Source organism: Polaromonas sp. P1_F4, from assembly GCF_056405675.1.
Genome location: NZ_JBFUBP010000005.1, coordinates 281,365 through 297,924, shown reverse-complemented (window position 1 = coordinate 297,924; position 16,560 = coordinate 281,365). Strand labels below are relative to the sequence as shown.

General features: G+C 61.9%; 14 protein-coding genes. 13 read left to right on the top strand and 1 reads right to left on the bottom strand.

What is annotated here, in order from left to right:
- The first annotated feature begins 72 nt into the window (after positions 1-72).
- From AC1DYQ_RS13120 to AC1DYQ_RS13080, 9 genes are all read left to right on the top strand, one after another.
- Positions 73-2,019, top strand: coding sequence for an AMP-dependent synthetase/ligase (locus AC1DYQ_RS13120; protein WP_477687142.1), 1,947 nt, complete (start codon positions 73-75; stop codon positions 2,017-2,019).
- Positions 2,016-2,801 (top strand): ABC transporter ATP-binding protein, encoded by a 786-nt coding sequence (locus AC1DYQ_RS13115; RefSeq protein WP_431098627.1) that lies wholly within the window; start codon positions 2,016-2,018, stop codon positions 2,799-2,801. The genes AC1DYQ_RS13120 and AC1DYQ_RS13115 overlap by 4 nt, the downstream gene beginning before the upstream one ends.
- A gap of 171 nt (positions 2,802-2,972) precedes the next feature.
- Positions 2,973-3,902: a branched-chain amino acid ABC transporter permease gene (locus AC1DYQ_RS13110; protein ID WP_457281378.1), complete on the top strand. Its 930-nt coding sequence runs from the start codon at positions 2,973-2,975 to the stop codon at positions 3,900-3,902.
- A gap of 137 nt (positions 3,903-4,039) precedes the next feature.
- Positions 4,040-5,116, top strand: coding sequence for a branched-chain amino acid ABC transporter permease (locus tag AC1DYQ_RS13105; protein WP_457281379.1), 1,077 nt, complete (start codon positions 4,040-4,042; stop codon positions 5,114-5,116).
- A gap of 126 nt (positions 5,117-5,242) precedes the next feature.
- Entirely contained in the window at positions 5,243-6,577 is a 1,335-nt protein-coding gene (locus AC1DYQ_RS13100; RefSeq protein WP_477687141.1) for an ABC transporter substrate-binding protein, read from the top strand.
- A gap of 182 nt (positions 6,578-6,759) precedes the next feature.
- Complete coding sequence (locus tag AC1DYQ_RS13095; protein WP_457281381.1) at positions 6,760-7,569, top strand: ABC transporter ATP-binding protein; 810 nt, start codon at positions 6,760-6,762, stop codon at positions 7,567-7,569.
- Positions 7,570-7,761: 192 nt separating this feature from the next.
- A complete protein-coding gene (locus AC1DYQ_RS13090; protein ID WP_477687140.1) occupies positions 7,762-9,021 on the top strand; it encodes a phenylacetate--CoA ligase family protein in 1,260 nt (419 codons plus the stop codon).
- 190 nt (positions 9,022-9,211) lie between these two features.
- The gene (locus tag AC1DYQ_RS13085; protein ID WP_477687139.1) at positions 9,212-10,207 is read left to right on the top strand and encodes a tripartite tricarboxylate transporter substrate-binding protein; all 996 of its coding nucleotides are present in this window, start codon (positions 9,212-9,214) and stop codon (positions 10,205-10,207) included.
- Between the two features lie 231 nt (positions 10,208-10,438).
- A complete protein-coding gene (locus AC1DYQ_RS13080; RefSeq protein WP_477687167.1) occupies positions 10,439-11,392 on the top strand; it encodes a Bug family tripartite tricarboxylate transporter substrate binding protein in 954 nt (317 codons plus the stop codon).
- Positions 11,393-11,463: 71 nt separating this feature from the next.
- Here the strand turns inward: AC1DYQ_RS13080 and AC1DYQ_RS13075 are convergent, their stop codons facing one another.
- On the bottom strand, positions 11,464-11,766 hold the full coding sequence (locus AC1DYQ_RS13075) for a DUF1840 domain-containing protein (protein WP_436156923.1): 303 nt from the start codon (positions 11,764-11,766) through the stop codon (positions 11,464-11,466).
- A gap of 148 nt (positions 11,767-11,914) precedes the next feature.
- On the opposite strand from AC1DYQ_RS13075, the gene AC1DYQ_RS13070 reads away from it, so the two are divergent.
- The 4 genes from AC1DYQ_RS13070 to AC1DYQ_RS13055 all read left to right on the top strand — a co-directional run bounded on the left by AC1DYQ_RS13070 (position 11,915) and on the right by AC1DYQ_RS13055 (position 16,536).
- Positions 11,915-12,664, top strand: coding sequence for a 2OG-Fe dioxygenase family protein (locus AC1DYQ_RS13070; protein ID WP_477668662.1), 750 nt, complete (start codon positions 11,915-11,917; stop codon positions 12,662-12,664).
- Between the two features lie 158 nt (positions 12,665-12,822).
- Entirely contained in the window at positions 12,823-15,159 is a 2,337-nt protein-coding gene (locus tag AC1DYQ_RS13065; RefSeq protein WP_477687138.1) for a bifunctional salicylyl-CoA 5-hydroxylase/oxidoreductase, read from the top strand.
- Between the two features lie 37 nt (positions 15,160-15,196).
- Complete coding sequence (locus AC1DYQ_RS13060; RefSeq protein WP_457281386.1) at positions 15,197-15,685, top strand: MarR family winged helix-turn-helix transcriptional regulator; 489 nt, start codon at positions 15,197-15,199, stop codon at positions 15,683-15,685.
- Positions 15,682-16,536 carry an enoyl-CoA hydratase family protein gene (locus AC1DYQ_RS13055; protein WP_477687137.1) on the top strand — a complete coding sequence of 285 codons (855 nt, stop codon included), beginning with the start codon at positions 15,682-15,684 and terminating at the stop codon, positions 16,534-16,536. Before AC1DYQ_RS13060 ends, AC1DYQ_RS13055 begins: the two co-directional genes overlap by 4 nt.
- Positions 16,537-16,560: the final 24 nt, after the last annotated feature.

Below are 16,560 nucleotides of genomic sequence, written 5' to 3'. Positions count from 1 at the left end.
GGTCCTACTATTCATCCCATATCAGCGGTTTTCCTCGAAGAAGGCCGCAACAAAACGGAGACAAGAAAGCGAATGCAGACCACGTTCCCAAGATTGCTGCTCAAACACGCAGCCGAGCGCCCGGGCGCCGCCGCCATGCGCGAAAAAGAGTACGGCATCTGGCAAGCGCACAGCTGGGCCGGTATGGCGCAGCTGGTGGAGCGCATCGCCTGCGGCCTGCATGAAGCCGGCCTGCAGCGCGGCGAGCACATGGTGATCATCGGCGCCAACCGCCCGCGCCTGTACGCCACCATGCTGGCCGCGCAGTCGCTGGGCGCCATTCCCATTCCGCTTTACCAGGACGCCGTGGGCGCCGAGTGCGTCTATCCCATCAACAACGCCGACGTGCGCTTTGCCTTGGTCGAAGACCAGGAGCAGGTGGACAAGCTGCTGGAGATTCGCACCCAGTGCCCACAGCTGGCGCAGATTATTTATGACGACCCGCGCGGCCTGCGCAACTATGCCGAAGACGGCCTGCAGTCGCTTGACGCCTTGCTGGAAAAAGGCGGGGCCTTTGCCGCGAAACAACCCGGCTTCTTCAAGAGCGAAGTTGAAAAATCCCGGCCGGATGATGTGGCCGCGATGTTTTTCACCTCGGGCACCACGGGCAACCCCAAGGGCGTGGTCCACACCCACAACACCCTGCTGGACCGCGCCAGGGCTGGCGCCGATTTCGACAAACTCACCTCCGGCGAGGAAGTGCTGGCGTACTTGCCACCCGCGTGGGTCGGCCAGAACATCTTCAGCTATGCGCAGTGGCTGGCCTGCGGCTATGTGGTGAATTGCCCCGAGAGCGCGAGCACCGTGATGATCGACCTGAAAGAAGTCGGCCCGACCTATTACTTTGCGCCACCGCGGATTTTCGAGAGCCTGCTGACGACCGTGATGATTCGCATGGAAGACGCGGGCCGCATCAAGCGCGGCATGTTCAACTATTTCATGGGCGTAGCCAAACGCGCCGGCCCGGCCCTGATGGACGGCAAACCTGTAGTCGCCATGGACAGGTTGCTGTATGCGCTGGGCAGCGTGATGGTCTATGGCCCGCTGCGCAACACGCTGGGTTTTTCGCGCGTGCGGGTGGCTTATACCGCGGGCGAGGCCATCGGCCCCGACCTTTTCACCTTCTACCGCTCCATCGGCATCAACCTCAAGCAGCTGTATGGCTCGACCGAGACCGCCGTGTTTGTGTGCCTGCAGCCGGACAACGAAGCACGCGCCGATACGGTAGGGGTGCCGATCAGCGGCGTGCAAATCAAGGTGGCCGACAACGGCGAGATCATGGTCAAGTCGGCCGGCCTGCTCAAGGAATACTACAAAAACCCGACCGCCACGGCAGAGGTGCTGACTGCCGACGGCTGGTACCACACCAGCGATGCGGGCTTTATCGATGCCGCCGGCCACCTCAAGATCATCGACCGCGTGAAAGACGTGGGCCGCATCAAGGGCGGCGCCAACGACGGTGCCATGTTCGCGCCCAAGTACGTGGAAAACAAGCTCAAATTCTTCCCGCACATCAAGGAAGTCGTGGCCTACGGTGATGGCCGCGAAAAAGTCTGCGTGATGATCAACATCGACTTCGACGCCGTGGGCAACTGGGCCGAGCGCCGCAACCTGCCCTACGCCGGCTATACCGACCTGGCGCAAAAGCCCGAGGTCTACCAGCTCATCAAGGAATGTGTCGAAAAAGTCAACGCCGACCTCAGCGTGGATGCGCTGCTGGCCGGCTCACAGGTCAGCCGCTTCCTGGTGCTGCACAAGGAGCTGGACGCAGATGACGGTGAGCTCACCCGAACCAACAAGGTACGGCGCGGCTTCATTGCCGAGAAATACCTGCCGCTGATCGATGCGCTTTATGGCGGCAAGACTGAGCAATTCATTGAAACCGTCGTGAAGTTTGAAGATGGCCGGTCAGGCAGTGTCAGCGCGACGCTGAAGATCGACGATACGCAAACCTTTGCACCTGTGAAGGCGGCTGCCTGATGACAAAAAAAATCGGCGATGTCATCCTCGACGTCAACAACATCAGCCTCAGTTTTGGCGGCGTGAAAGCGCTGTCCGATATTTCCTTCAATGTGAAAGAGCATGAAATCCGCGCCATCATCGGACCCAACGGCGCCGGCAAAAGCTCCATGCTCAACTGCATCAACGGCGTCTATGCGCCGCAGCAGGGCTCCATCACCTTTCGCGGCCAGACCTTCAAGCATATGAACAGCCACCAGGTGGCGGTCATGGGCGTGGCGCGCACCTTCCAGAACCTGGCGCTCTTCAAGGGCATGAGCGTGCTCGACAACATCATGTCGGGCCGCAACCTAAAGATCAAAAGCAACCTGCTGCTGCAGGCGCTGCGCATAGGTCCCGCCGAAAAAGAAGAAATCATGCACCGCGAGGCGGTGGAAAAAATCATCGACTTCCTGGAAATCCAGGCCTATCGCAAGACGCCCGTCGGGCAACTGCCCTACGGCTTGCAAAAACGCGTTGACCTGGGCCGTGCGCTGGCGATGGAGCCGCAGGTGCTGCTGCTCGACGAACCCATGGCCGGCATGAACGTCGAAGAAAAACAGGACATGTGCCGCTTCGTACTCGACGTGAACGACGAGTTCGGCACCACCGTCGTACTGATCGAGCACGACATGGGCGTGGTGATGGACATCTCCGACCGCGTCGTGGTGCTCGACTACGGCAAAAAAATCGGCGACGGCACCCCCGACGAAGTACGCAACAACGAAGACGTGATCCGGGCCTACCTCGGAACCAGCCACTGAATATGCATAAACACCAACAAACCAGATCCAGCGGCCGCCGTGGAACCGGCTTTGCCGGGCCACAAGCAGTGCCCCCTGCAAGGGGGGAGGCCGCTACACGAAGTGAGTCGGCAACGGGGGTGTGCAACACGTTCTCACGAAGTAAGCCCGCAACAGGGGGGAGCCAATAACATGGGTTCATTTCTTGAAACCATTATTGGCGGCCTCATGTCGGGCATGCTGTATTCGCTGGTCGCATTGGGCTTTGTGCTGATCTACAAAGCCTCGGGTGTCTTCAATTTCGCCCAGGGCGCGATGGTGCTGTTCGCGGCGCTGGCCATGGCGCGTTTTTCCGAGTGGATTCCGCAGTGGACGGGACTGGACAGCAAGTTCATCAACAATGCATTGGCCTTTGCAGTCGCGCTGGCCATCATGGTCGTGGTGGCCTGGTTGATTGAAAAGCTGGTGCTCAGCAAACTCGTGAACCAGGAAGGCGTCGCGCTGCTGATGGCGACGTTGGGCATTTCGTATTTCCTGGACGGCTTCGGCCAGACCATCTTTGGCTCCAGCATTTACAAGATTGACGTGGGCATGCCCAAGGATCCGATGTTCCTGCTGGAAGGTGTCTTCCAGGGCGGCCTGCTGGTGAACCAGGAAGACCTGGTCGCCGCGCTGATCGCCACCGCCCTGGTGGCGGCACTGGCCGCCTTCTTCCAGTACACGAGTACAGGCCGGGCCTTGCGCGCCGTAGCCGACGACCACCAGGCCGCGCAATCCATCGGCATTCCGCTCAACCGCATCTGGGTCATCGTCTGGAGCGTGGCGGGCTTCGTGGCCCTGGTGTCCGGCGTCATCTGGGGCAGCAAGCTGGGCGTGCAGTTTTCGCTCTCGGTGCTGGCGCTGAAGGCGCTGCCGCTGGTCATTCTGGGCGGCCTGACTTCGGTGCCTGGCGCGATTGTGGGCGGGCTGATTCTGGGCGTTGGTGAAAAACTGGCCGAAGTGTTTCTCGGGCCCTATGTCGGTGGTGGTATTGAAATCTGGTTCGCGTATGTGCTTGCGCTTTGTGTCTTGCTCGTTCGGCCTCAGGGCTTGTTCGGCGAAAAAATCATCGATCGCGTATAGACATGAAGCCCCCACGCTTGTCACTTCGAGCCTTCGGCGCGCTGCCCCTTACATGTGAATTGGGGCCGATGCGCCTACGGCGCGGCAAAGCCCAGCGCACAACTTCTTTTATTGCGATCTAACGGCGGCTCACCTTTATGTTTTACAGAGAAAACGGCCAGTTCAAAACCAACTACCGGGCGGACCAGCAGATCTTCCCAATCCTGCAGGACCGCATCGCCATCGGACTGCTGCTGGCGTTTGCCTTCGTGGTTGTGCCGCTGCTGGCCAGCGACTACCTGTTCCGCGCCATCCTGATTCCCTTCCTGATCTTTTCGCTGGCAGCCGTTGGGGTGAACATCCTGGTCGGCTATTGCGGGCAGATCTCGCTGGGCTCGGGTGCCTTTATGGCGGTGGGGGCCTATGGCGCCTACAATTTCTTTGTGCGTATTCCCGGCATGCCGCTGATTCCAGCACTGATCCTGGGCGGCTTGTGCGCCATGCTGTTCGGCATCCTGTTCGGGCTGCCCAGCCTGCGCGTGAAAGGCCTGTACCTGGCGGTGACGACGCTGGCCGCGCAGTTCTTCAGCGACTGGATGTTTTTGCGCATCAAATGGTTCACGATGGACACGCCTTCGGGTTCGGTGTCGGTCTCCAACCTGCAGGTGTTTGGACTGCCCATCGAAAGCGCGCTGAGCAAATACCTGTTTTGCCTGGCCATCGTGGTGGTGATCACCCTGCTGGCCAAAAACCTGGTGCGCAGCGCGATCGGCCGCGAGTGGATGGCCATTCGCGACATGGACGTGGCAGCCGCCGTGATCGGCATTCGCCCGATGTACGCCAAGCTCAGCGCCTTTGCAGTCAGCTCTTTCATCATCGGCATCGCTGGCGGCCTGTGGGCCTTTATTTACCTGGGCGCCTGGGAGCCTGCCGCGTTTTCAGTGGACTATTCCTTCCGCCTGCTGTTCATGGTGATCATCGGCGGCATGGGCGCGATCATGGGCAGCTTCTTCGGCGCGGCCTTCATCGTGGTGCTGCCCATCGTGCTGAGCCAGTTGCTGCCGGTACTGGCGGGTTGGCTGGGCATCTCGATCTCCACGGCGGGCATCTCGCATGCGGAACTGATGATTTTCGGCGGGTTGATCGTGTGGTTTTTGATTGTCGAACCGCACGGGTTGGCCAAGCTGTGGGCCGTGGGCAAACAAAAATTGCGGCTGTGGCCTTTCCCACATTGAGATCGTCAGAGCAATTATTCATAGGGTTAAGGATTACTCGAAATCACCAATGCGCAATGGATTGTTAGGTCGTTTACTGAGGTGTCAGTTTTTTCACGGTGTTTATAAATTTTCCAGGAGACAACAATGAAGATTCGTAAATTGATGTTGGCGGTGGCAATCCTCGCCACCGGCGCCTCGTCCCTCGTGGCGACCAGCGCATTCGCCCAGGCGAAGGAGCAGTTCTTCCCGGTGCTGTCCTACCGCACCGGGCCTTACGCGCCCAACGGTGTGCCCTGGGCCAACGGCTACGTGGACTACCTCAAGCTGGTCAATGCGCGCGGCGGCATCAACGGCGTGAAGATCTCGTTTGAAGAATGCGAGACCGGCTACGACACCGCGCGCAGTGTCGAATGCTACGAACGCCTGAAAGGCAAGAACGGCGGCGCCACGCTGGTGCAACCGCTGTCTACCGGTGCCACGTTTGCCATCACAGAAAAAGCCCCCGTCGACAAAATTCCGGTGGTGACCGTGGGCTACGGCCGCAGCGAGAGCGCGGACGGATCCATCTTCAAGTGGAACTTCCCAATCGCAGGCACCTACTGGGTTGCTGCTGACGCCATCCTGCAAGCCATCGCCAAGAAGGAAGGCGGCTTCGACAAACTCAAAGGCAAGCGGATCGCGCTGGTCTATCACGACTCGCCGTTTGGCAAGGAACCGATCCCGCTGATGCAGGAACGTGCCGCCATGCACGGCTTTACCTTGCAACTGCTGCCTGTTACCGCGCCCGGCGTCGAGCAAAAAGCCACCTGGCTGCAGGTTCGCCAGTCGCGCCCTGACTACGTGGCACTGTGGGGCTGGGGCATCATGAACACCACCGCCATCAAGGAAGCGCAAGCCACCGGCTACCCACGCGAGAAGATGTACGGCGTGTGGTGGGCCGGCGCAGAGCCTGACGTGAAAGACGTGGCTGAAGGCGCCAAGGGCTACAACGCCGTGACGATGCAGCACGGCGCCGAGCCGAACTCCAAGCTGGCCAAAGACATGCTGACCCTGGTGCACGGCAAAGGCCAGGGCACGGGCCCCAAGGAAGAAGTCGGCCAGGTGCTTTACATGCGTGGCGCCATGAGCGCGATGCTGGGCGTGGAAGGCCTTCGCGCTGCACAAGATCGTTTCGGCAAGGGAAAAATCATGACCGGCGAGCAAGTGCGCTGGGGCCTGGAAAACCTGAATCTGACGCAGGCCAAGCTGGACGCGCTGGGTTTTGCCGGCGTGATGCGGCCTATCAGCACCTCGTGCACCGACCACATGGGTTCGGCATGGGCGCGCATCCATACCTGGGACGGAAAGGAATGGAAATTTACCTCCGACTGGCTGCAGGCTGATGAGCAGGTGATCAAGCCCCTGGTCAAGTCCACCGCCGCCAAGTACGCCACAGAGAAAAAGCTGACGGCGCGCACACCCGCTGACTGCCAAAGCTAGGCTCCCCCCGTGGCGGCGCTCTGCGCCGCCTCCCCCTCAAGGGGCGGCACTGGTGGACCGGCAAAGCCGGATCCACGGTGCCCTTGCCTTGAAATCCTTCCGCCAGGCGGGAGGGGTGCGGCTCTCGCGAGCCGCCAATTGGAAGGCCTGCACGCAGGTCTTCCAATTGGTCAGGAAAAAATATGGACACACCTAACATCGTTCTCAACGTCAACGGCATCGAGGTCATCTACAACCATGTGATCCTGGTGCTCAAGGGCGTCTCGCTGCAAGTCCCGCAGGGCCGCATCGTGGCCATCCTGGGCGGCAACGGCGCAGGCAAGACCACCACACTGCGCGCGATTTCCAATCTGCTCAGGGGTGAGCGCGGCGAAGTCACCAAAGGCTCCATCGAGCTGCGCGGCGAGCGCATTGAAAACCTCTCGCCGGCCGACCTGGTGCAACGCGGCGTGGTGCAGGTGATGGAAGGGCGGCACTGCTTTGCCCACCTGACCATCGAGGAAAACCTGCTGACCGGCGCCTACACTCGCAGCAGCAAGGCCGAAGTGGCGGCCAACCTGGAGAAGGTCTACAACTATTTCCCGCGCCTGAAAACCCGGCGCACCTCGCAGGCGGCTTATACGTCGGGCGGTGAGCAGCAGATGTGCGCCATCGGCCGTGCGCTCATGGCCAGCCCATCGATGGTGCTGCTGGACGAGCCCTCCATGGGCCTGGCGCCGCAGATCGTCGAAGAAGTCTTCAACATCGTGAAGGACCTGAACCAGAAGGAGCAGGTCACCTTCCTGCTGGCCGAGCAGAACACCAACATGGCGCTCAAGTACGCCGACTATGGCTACATCATGGAAAGCGGCCGCGTGGTGATGGACGGTGCGGCGAGCGATCTGGCCAACAACGAGGATGTGAAAGAGTTCTATCTCGGCGTGGGCGGTGGCGAGCGCAAGAGCTTTAAAGACGTGAAGAGCTACAAGCGCCGCAAGCGGTGGCTGGCCTGAATGGCCCCCACGCTTGTCACTTCGTGTACTGCGCTGCCCCCCCGAGGGGGCCGCTGCGCCTGCGGCCCCGGCTGGTTTAAGACCGCCCTTGTTTGGCATGGTGTCCTTGAGCGGGTCAATGCAACTACGGCGCGGCCGGCGTCGCGTTCGCATCGTACGTACTGAGTATTGACAGGATTTGGAAGATCGCGAATGACAACACATTACGACTCACTGGAAGTGCGAAGCCCTTCGGAACGCGAGGCGGCGCTGCTGACGGCCTTGCCGCAGCAGATCGCGCATGCCAAGACGCGGGCGCCTGCCTTCACCGCCATTCTCAAGGACGTTGACGCTCAAGCCATCACATCACGCGCGGAACTGGCGCGATTGCCCGTCACGCGCAAGCATGAGCTCCTTGAGCGCCAGCAGGCCGAGCGCGCGCCCGGTGGCAGTGGCAATGCATTTGGCGGTTTCAGCGCCTTGCGTTACGGCGCGCACATGCCCCATGTTTTTGCCAGCCCGGGCACCATTTACGAGCCGGAAGGCAAGCGCAAGGACTACTGGCGCATGGCCAGGGCCTTGTATGCCGCGGGCTTTCGCGCCGGCCAACTGATCCACAACAGTTTCAGCTACCACTTTGTGCCGGCAGGCTCCATGATGGAAACCGGCGCGCATGCCCTCGGTTGCACCGTGTTCCCGGGCGGCACCGGCCAGACGGAGCAGCAGGTACACGCCATGGCGGAACTCAGGCCGGCCGGCTACATCGGCACACCAAGCTTCCTGAAAATCATCATGGAGAAGGCCGCCGAAATGAAGGTGGAACTGCCGACCGTGACGCGTGCCCTGGTTTCAGGCGAGGCGTTTCCCCCCAGCCTGCGCGACTGGCTGGGTGAGCGCGGCATTGCGGGCTACCAGTGTTATGCCTCGGCCGACCTGGGCCTGATTGCCTATGAAACCGAAGCGCGTGAGGGGCTGGTTCTGGATGAAGGCGTGATCGTGGAAATCGTGCGCCCTGGAACGGGTGACCCGGTGGCTGAGGGCGAAGTGGGAGAGCTGGTGGTGACCACCCTGAATCCCGGCTATCCGCTGATTCGCTTTGGCACGGGCGACCTTTCCGCCATCCTTGCGGGCACCTGCCCCACGGGACGCACCAATGCGCGCATCAAGGGCTGGATGGGAAGAGCCGACCAGACCGTCAAGGTCCGCGGGATGTTTGTACACCCCGGACAGGTCGCCGATATCGCCCGGCGCTTTCCGGAAGTGATCAAGGCCAGGCTGGTCGTCAGCGGAGAGATGGCAAGCGACAACATGCATTTCCAGGTAGAAACCGCGTCCGCTCCGGATGGCCTGGACCAGCGTATCGGCGACGCCATCCGTGACGTCACCAAACTGCGTGGAACGGTCCAGCTAATGACCCCAGGAAGTCTCCCCAACGACGGAAAGGTTATTGAGGATGCACGTAGTTACAAGTAGAGCCCCACGCTTGTCGCTGCGCCTGTGGTCTGGCAAAGCCAGTCCCGCGGCCCCTGCTGGCCTGAACTCCCAAAGCCCGGGGTTGCGCGCTGCCCGCAAAGCGACCGGGGGCTAGCCCTTACGTAGTTCCCGCGATGTTTGCGCAGTAAGCGGACCGTAAACTTGGCGCGTTCATCACAAGGAGACGCTCATGAAACGCCTGTTAGTCCTCGCCGCTGCTGCAACGGCCATGTTTGCAGCCCACGCGCAAGCCCCCGCCTTCCCCGGCTCCAAGCCAGTCACTCTGGTGGTCCCATTCGCGGCCGGCGGCCCAACCGACCGTGTGGCACGCGACCTGGCCGAAGCCATGCGCAAAGCCATGGGCGGCAGCGCCAACTTCGTGGTGGAAAACGTCAACGGCGCCGGCGGCACCATCGGTGCGGCCAAGGTAGCCCGCGCAACGCCCGATGGCCACACCCTGCTGGTGCACCACATCGGCATGGCGGCCGCGCCGGCCCTGTATCGCAAGCTGCCCTACAAGGTGCTGGACGACTTCGAGTTCCTGGGCATGATCAACGAAGTGCCCATGACCATCATCGGCAAACCGCAGCTGCCGGCCAACAACTACCGCGATTTCGAGAACTACATTCGCGCCAATGCCGGCAAACTCAACATCGCCCATGCAGGGTTGGGCTCGGCATCGCACCTCTGTGGCCTGATGTGGCAGGCAGCCATCAACGCCAAAGACGCGATGACCACCATCCCCTTCGGCGGTACGGCACCAGCCATGAATGCACTGGTAGGCGGACAGGTCGACATGATGTGCGACCAGACCACGAACACCACCGGCCAGATTGAAGCCGGCCGTGTCAAGGCGTTTGCGGTCACGACCGCCAAACCGCTGAAGAACAACAAGCTGCTCAAGGACTACCCGACGCTGCAGGAAATGGGCCTCAAGGGTTTTGACCTGACGATCTGGCATGGCATGTACGCCCCCAAGGGAACGCCGCCGGCCGTGATGACCCAGCTCAACAATGCGCTGAAAGTGGCGCTCAAAGACCCCGACTTCATCAAGAAGCAGGAAGGCCTTGGCGCCGTGGTGGTGACCGACAAGCGCGTCGAACCCGCCGCCCACAAGGCTTTTGTATCCGCCGAGATCAACAAGCTCAAGCCCGTGATCGATGCCGCCGGCAAGTTCGCCGACTGATCTGTTGACTGTTGGATTGCCAGCCGCCCGGTTCCCGCCGGGCGGCTTTTCTTTTTTGGGGTGGCTGGGTTGAAACCCTCTTGAAGCATGGACCCACGCACGCTATCTTCATGTGACCCCCGGCCGCGCGCCGGCCATCCCCTGGAGCTCCTCTTGAACAACAGCAAGCCCTTTCTTTCCCGTCGCTACAGTGCCTTCCTGGCCACCGCGCTGACCGCCGTCGCCACCTTTATGGCCACGCCCTCCGCCTGGGCGCAAAGCGCCGGCTGGCCGGCCAGGCCCGTCAAAATCGTCGTGCCCTTCGCGCCAGGCGGCACCACCGACATCCTGGCCCGCGCCATGGCGCCGGAACTCTCCAAGGCATTCGGCCAGCCCTTTGTGGTTGAGAACCGTGCCGGTGCCGGCGGCAACATTGGCGCCGACGTGGTCGCCAAATCCGCGCCTGACGGCTATACCCTGCTCATGGGCACCGTGGGCACGCACGGCATCAACAAATCGCTGTATTCCAAAATGGCCTACGACCCGCAAAAAGACTTTGCACCCGTCACGCTGGTCGCGGGTGTGCCAAACGTCATGGTGGTCAACACCGAAAAAGCCAAAGCCGCGGGCATCAACAACGTCACGGACTTCATACGCGCGGCCAAAGCCAAGCCCGGCACTTTCAACATGGCCTCCAGCGGCAACGGCACGTCCATTCACCTGGCGGGCGAACTGTTTAAAACCATGAGCGGAACCTATATGACGCACTTCCCGTATAGCGGATCCGGTCCCGCGCTGCTGGCTTTGGTGGGCGGTGATATGGATGTGATGTTCGACAACCTGCCGTCTTCCATGCAGCTCATCAAGTCCGGCAAACTCAAGGCACTGGCCGTGACGAGCTCGGAGCGTTCGGCCGCCCTGCCCGACGTCCCCACCATAGAACAGGCCGGCGGCCCGGCGATGAAAGGCTTTGACGCGAGCTCCTGGTTCGGCCTGCTCGCCCCCGCCGGCACGCCGCCCGACATCGTGAACCGCATCCAGCAGGAAGCCGCCAAGGCGCTGGGCACGCCTGCGATGAAAGAGAAGCTCCTCGCGCAGGGTGCGATTCCCAGCGGCAACACGCCGGCCCAGTTCTCGGCCTTTATCAACGCCGAGCACAAGAAGTGGGCGCAGGTGGTGAAGGCTTCGGGGGCGAAGGTGGACTGAGCGCATATCAACTCACCATGCAAAAAGCCCTGTTACCAGGGCTTTTTTATGGGCCGGCGCGACTGCTGAGCCTAAACGCCCCAAACCACCTCATGCCCCGACTTCAGGTTGCGCTGCAGCATGTCGATAAAGGGCACGGCGCGCTGGCGCAAACCCAGCCCGTCGCCGGGGACAACGCCATCCTCGGCATTGGCATCGTGGGCTTCCTCGTGCGCGATCGCTGCCTGCAGGGCGGCGATCGCGGCGGGCATTTGCTCGGGCAGGATGATGCCTTTGGGGGCGGGGTCTTTGCCGATGATTTCGAGGACTTTGCGGCCGTTTGCTTCGAGCATGATCACGTCGCCGGCGTCTTTGGATTTGAATTTGTAAAGCATGTTGGATTGCTCCTCTAGTTGGAAAGTCAGACAGGCCATTATGGAAAGTTTCCGGGGCTCTGTATGTAGGCAGGTTTCACCTGTTGCGGCCACGGGGTTCCGGCTGCGGCTGCCGGGCCGGCCGCGCGGCTCAAGCAAAATAGGGCCCATGTTCAATATCGCCACTGTCCCCAAGTCGGCTCGCCAGGCGCTCAGCCAGGACGGGCTGAGCCTGCTCAACCCTGCCGAGCTGACGGCCACGCTGGAACTGCCGACGCCGGCTTGGACATCAGGCTGGCAGGCGCTGACAGACTCCTGGAACCGCTTGCCGCCTGACGCTCATCTGAAAGACGGTGGCCACTACCGCAAGCGCCGCCATTCCTGCTTCGTCCAGGAGCTGGCCGAAGGCACACTCACGCAAACCCCGCATCGTGCCCACTGGCAACCCACCGACTACAACGCCCTGCACGGCGGCTTCGAGCGCTGGTTCGACCCGGTCGAGCCAGCGGTAGCCACAGCCCCGGCATGGACGGACCTGCTGGCCAACCTGGGCAAGCTGTTTGCGCAAGTGCAACCCGCCGGGCGCTGGCATATTGAAGCGCACCAGTTCCGCATCGACACCGCGGGCGGGGTAGGCCGGCCCACGCCAGAAGGCGCACATCGCGACGGCGTGGACTTCGTGGTGGTGATGATGGTGGCGCGGCACGGCGTCAAAGGCGGCGAAACCCGGGTGTTTGACGCCAACGGCCCGCACGGTGTGCGCTTTGTGATGCAGGAGCCCCTGACGGCGCTTCTGCTGGACGACGCCCGGGTGATCCATGAGACCACGCCCATATTGCCGGCAGACGATCGGGCCGGCAGTAGTTTTCGGGATACGCTGGTGCTCACTTACCGGGCAGCAGGCTTTCAGGCACCCTGAAACGCAGTTCCCGCAACCGCCGTAAATACCCCCGCGGCCTCTACCCGCTGCGGTAACACCCGTTTTCCGGTGTTGCGAAAAACATCGGAAAACCCACTTGACGGATTTAGTTTAAACCTAAACAATTAAGGTTAAATTAATCCAGAGAGTACGCATTCATGCACATTCTTTGCCTGGGCGGTGGTCCCGCAGGCTTGTATTTCGCCCTGCTGATGAAGCTGCAGAATCCGGCGCATCAGCTGACGGTGGTCGAGCGCAACCGGCCTTTTGACACCTTCGGCTGGGGCGTGGTGCTGTCGGACCAGACGCTGGGCAACCTGCGCATGGCCGACCCGGTCAGCGCACAGCTGATCGGCGACGCCTTCAACCACTGGGATGACGTGGAGGTGTTCTTCAAGGGCCGATCGGTGCGCTCCGGCGGCCACGGTTTCTGCGGCATAGGCCGCAAGCGCCTGCTCAACATCCTGCAGGAGCGCTGCATCGCGCTGGGTGTGGACCTGGTGTTTGAAATCGATGTGCAGGACGACCAGGCGATTGCGGCGCAATACAACGCCGACGTGGTAATCGCCAGCGACGGCCTGAACAGCCGCATCCGCAACCGGTATGCGGAGACCTTCAAGCCCGACGTGGAGCTTCGCGCCTGCCGTTTTGTCTGGCTGGGCACGCACAAGACGTTCGACGCCTTCACCTTCGCCTTCGAGCAGACTGAGCACGGCTGGTTTGCCGCGCACGCCTACAAGTTTGACGAGAACACCTCGACGTTCATCGTCGAGACGCCCGAGGCCGTGTGGAAGGCGCACGGCCTGGACCAGATGAGCCAGGAAGAAGGCATTGCATTTTGCGAGCGCCTGTTTGCCAAATACCTGGACGGCAACGCGCTGATGAACAACGCCACGCATGTGCGCGGTTCGGCGATCTGGATACGCTTTCCTCGTGTGGTGTGCGAGCGCTGGGTGCATGAGGCTTCCATCAACGGCAAACAGGTTCCCATCGTGCTCATGGGCGATGCTGCGCATACCGCGCATTTTTCCATCGGCAGTGGTACCAAGCTGGCGCTCGAAGATGCGATTGAGCTGGCCAACTGCTTCGCACAGCACGGCGACGCTGCTGGGGCGCTAAAAACCTATGAAGCGCTGCGTTCAGTCGAAGTTCTGAAGATCCAGAACGCGGCGCGCAACTCCACCGAGTGGTTTGAGAACGTGGACCGCTACAGTGGCATGGAGGCCGAGCAGTTCTTTTATTCGCTACTCACACGCTCGCAGCGCATCAGCCATGAAAACCTGCGCGTGCGCGATGCCGCCTGGCTGCAGGGTTATGAGCAGTGGTTGGCTAAAAGCAGCGCACCGCATGCACCGCCGCCCATGCTGCTGCCTTTGAAGGTCCGCGAACTGAATCTGAAGAACCGCATCGTCGTTTCGCCCATGGCTACCTACAGCGCGGTGGACGGCGTGCCGCAGGACTTCCACCTGGTTCACCTTGGCGCGCGCGCATTGGGTGGCGCCGCGCTGGTGTTTGTCGAAATGACCGCACCGTGCGCAGAAGGCCGAATCACCCCCGGCTGCCCGGGCTTGTGGAACGAGATGCAGGCCAAGGCCTTCAAACGTATCGTGGATTTTGTCCATGCCTCGGGTGCCGGCGCCAGGATCGGCATGCAACTGGGACACAGCGGCCCCAAAGGCTCGACACAAGTCGGCTGGGAACAGCCCGACGAGCCGCTCGTCACCGGCAACTGGCCGCTGCTGGCGGCCAGCGCTGTGGCTTACGGCCCCACCAACCAGGTGCCGCAAGCCATGACGCGCGTCGACATGGATCGCGTCAAGACTGAGTTCGTGCAGTCCACCCGCTACGCGGCCGAAGCCGGGTTTGACTGGCTTGAGCTGCACTGCGCCCACGGCTATTTGCTGTCGAGCTTTATCACGCCGCTGACCAACCAGCGCAAGGACGAGTACGGCGGCAGCCTGGAAAACCGCTGCCGCTTTCCGCTGGAGGTGTTTGCCGCCATGCGTGAAGTGTGGCCTGCGCATCTGCCGATGAGCGTGCGGATCTCCGCGCACGACTGGGCGCCGGGCGGCAACACAGCCGACGATGCCGTTGCCGTCGCCCGGATGTTCAAGGCCGCAGGGTGCGACTTCATCGACGTGTCGTCGGGCCAGACCACGCGCGCGGCCAAGCCGGTTTACGGCCGCATGTACCAGACGCCATTTGCCGACCGCATCCGCAACGAGGTGGGCATACAGACCATCGCCGTGGGCGCGATCTCGGAAGTCGACCATGTCAACAGCATCATCGCCGCCGGCCGCGCCGACCTGTGCGCCATTGCCCGCCCGCACCTGGCCGACCCCGCCTGGACACTGCACGAGGCCGCCAGGCTGCAAAGCCGGCATGTGGACTGGCCTCTGCCCTACCTGAGCGGGCGCGACCAGCTCTACCGCGAACTCTCGAAGAAAAAAGAGCTTGCAGACCAGGAAGACCGGGCGCAGGCAGCTATCAAATAAATAGCACCAACAAGTAGCATCATCAAGGAGACAAGCCATGGACATGGAAGCAAGAGGTCACAGCGAACACCCCGAGGCCTTGCGGCTCTGGCTGCGCATGCTGACCTGCACGCAGCTGGTCGAGAAGCAGGTGCGTACCCAATTGCGCGAGCAGTTCGACACCACCCTGCCGCGCTTTGACCTGATGGCACAACTTGAGCGCAGCCCGGAAGGGCTGAAGATGAACGAGCTGTCGCGCCGCATGATGGTGACCGGCGGCAACGTCACGGGCATTACCGACCAGCTGGTGAATGAAGGGCTGGTGGAGCGCGTGGATGTGGAGGGTGACCGCCGGGCCTATCGCGTCCGACTGACCCCGCGCGGACGAAAACTGTTCGACGAAATGGCCAACGAGCATGAAGCCTGGATCGTCGCGGCCTTTGAGGCTTTGTCACCACGCGAGGTGGAGTCCCTGCACAAACTGCTGGGCAAGGTCAAGCAACACCACAACGCCCTGCTGGCCGACAGCAAACTGGAAACGACATGAAACACTACATCGGCCTGGCCAACCCCATGCATGCGCAGTTTGATGCGCTGGCCCATCACCAGGCGGAGCATTTCGCTTATGCGTTCGACGCCGGCGTCGCGACGCTGACGCTGAACCGGCCCGAGCGCAAGAACCCGCTGACCTTCGACTCGTACGCGGAGCTGCGCGATCTGTTCCGCACGCTGAACACCGCCACCGACGTGAAAGCCGTGGTGATCACCGGCGCGGGCGGCAACTTCTGTTCGGGCGGCGATGTGCACGAGATCATCGGCCCGCTGACAAAAATGACCATGCCCGAACTGCTGGAGTTCACGCGCATGACGGGTGACCTGATCAAGGCCATGCGCCTGTGCCCGCAGCCCATCATCGCGGCGATTGACGGCATTTGCGCCGGCGCCGGTGCCATGATGGCGCTGGCCGCCGACATGCGGCTGGGCACGTCCCAGGCGAAGACGGCGTTCCTCTTCACGCGCGTTGGCCTGGCCGGTGCCGACATGGGTGCCTGCGCGTTGCTGCCGCGCCTGATCGGACAGGGGCGGGCATCGGAACTGCTGTTTACCGGCAGATCCATGAGCGCGCAGGAAGGCTTGCAGTGGGGCTTCTTCAACGCGCTGCACGAGCCGAAAGATGTGCTGGCGCAGGCGCAAAAGCTGGCGCAAGAGCTGGCCGACGGCCCGACCTTTGCGCACGGCATGACCAAAACCATGCTGCACCAGGAATGGGCCATGACACTGGACCAGGCGATAGAGGCCGAAGCGCAGGCCCAGGCCATCTGCATGCAGACGCAAGATTTCACACGGGCGTACGAGGCCTTTTCAGCCAAACAGAAACCGGTGTTCCGCGGCGACTGAGCGCGGCAGGACGACAAGGATCAC

What these genes read in the sequence shown, in the direction of transcription:
- AC1DYQ_RS13075 (WP_436156923.1), bottom strand. Translation starts at nt 11,766, where the DNA reads ATGCTTTACAAATTCAAATCCAAAGACGCCGGCGACGTGATCATGCTC.
- AC1DYQ_RS13100 (WP_477687141.1), top strand. Translation starts at nt 5,243, where the DNA reads ATGAAGATTCGTAAATTGATGTTGGCGGTGGCAATCCTCGCCACCGGC.
- AC1DYQ_RS13065 (WP_477687138.1), top strand. Translation starts at nt 12,823, where the DNA reads ATGCACATTCTTTGCCTGGGCGGTGGTCCCGCAGGCTTGTATTTCGCC.
- AC1DYQ_RS13090 (WP_477687140.1), top strand. Translation starts at nt 7,762, where the DNA reads ATGACAACACATTACGACTCACTGGAAGTGCGAAGCCCTTCGGAACGC.
- AC1DYQ_RS13110 (WP_457281378.1), top strand. Translation starts at nt 2,973, where the DNA reads ATGGGTTCATTTCTTGAAACCATTATTGGCGGCCTCATGTCGGGCATG.
- AC1DYQ_RS13095 (WP_457281381.1), top strand. Translation starts at nt 6,760, where the DNA reads ATGGACACACCTAACATCGTTCTCAACGTCAACGGCATCGAGGTCATC.
- AC1DYQ_RS13120 (WP_477687142.1), top strand. Translation starts at nt 73, where the DNA reads ATGCAGACCACGTTCCCAAGATTGCTGCTCAAACACGCAGCCGAGCGC.
- AC1DYQ_RS13105 (WP_457281379.1), top strand. Translation starts at nt 4,040, where the DNA reads ATGTTTTACAGAGAAAACGGCCAGTTCAAAACCAACTACCGGGCGGAC.
- AC1DYQ_RS13085 (WP_477687139.1), top strand. Translation starts at nt 9,212, where the DNA reads ATGAAACGCCTGTTAGTCCTCGCCGCTGCTGCAACGGCCATGTTTGCA.
- AC1DYQ_RS13055 (WP_477687137.1), top strand. Translation starts at nt 15,682, where the DNA reads ATGAAACACTACATCGGCCTGGCCAACCCCATGCATGCGCAGTTTGAT.
- AC1DYQ_RS13070 (WP_477668662.1), top strand. Translation starts at nt 11,915, where the DNA reads ATGTTCAATATCGCCACTGTCCCCAAGTCGGCTCGCCAGGCGCTCAGC.
- AC1DYQ_RS13060 (WP_457281386.1), top strand. Translation starts at nt 15,197, where the DNA reads ATGGACATGGAAGCAAGAGGTCACAGCGAACACCCCGAGGCCTTGCGG.
- AC1DYQ_RS13080 (WP_477687167.1), top strand. Translation starts at nt 10,439, where the DNA reads ATGGCCACGCCCTCCGCCTGGGCGCAAAGCGCCGGCTGGCCGGCCAGG.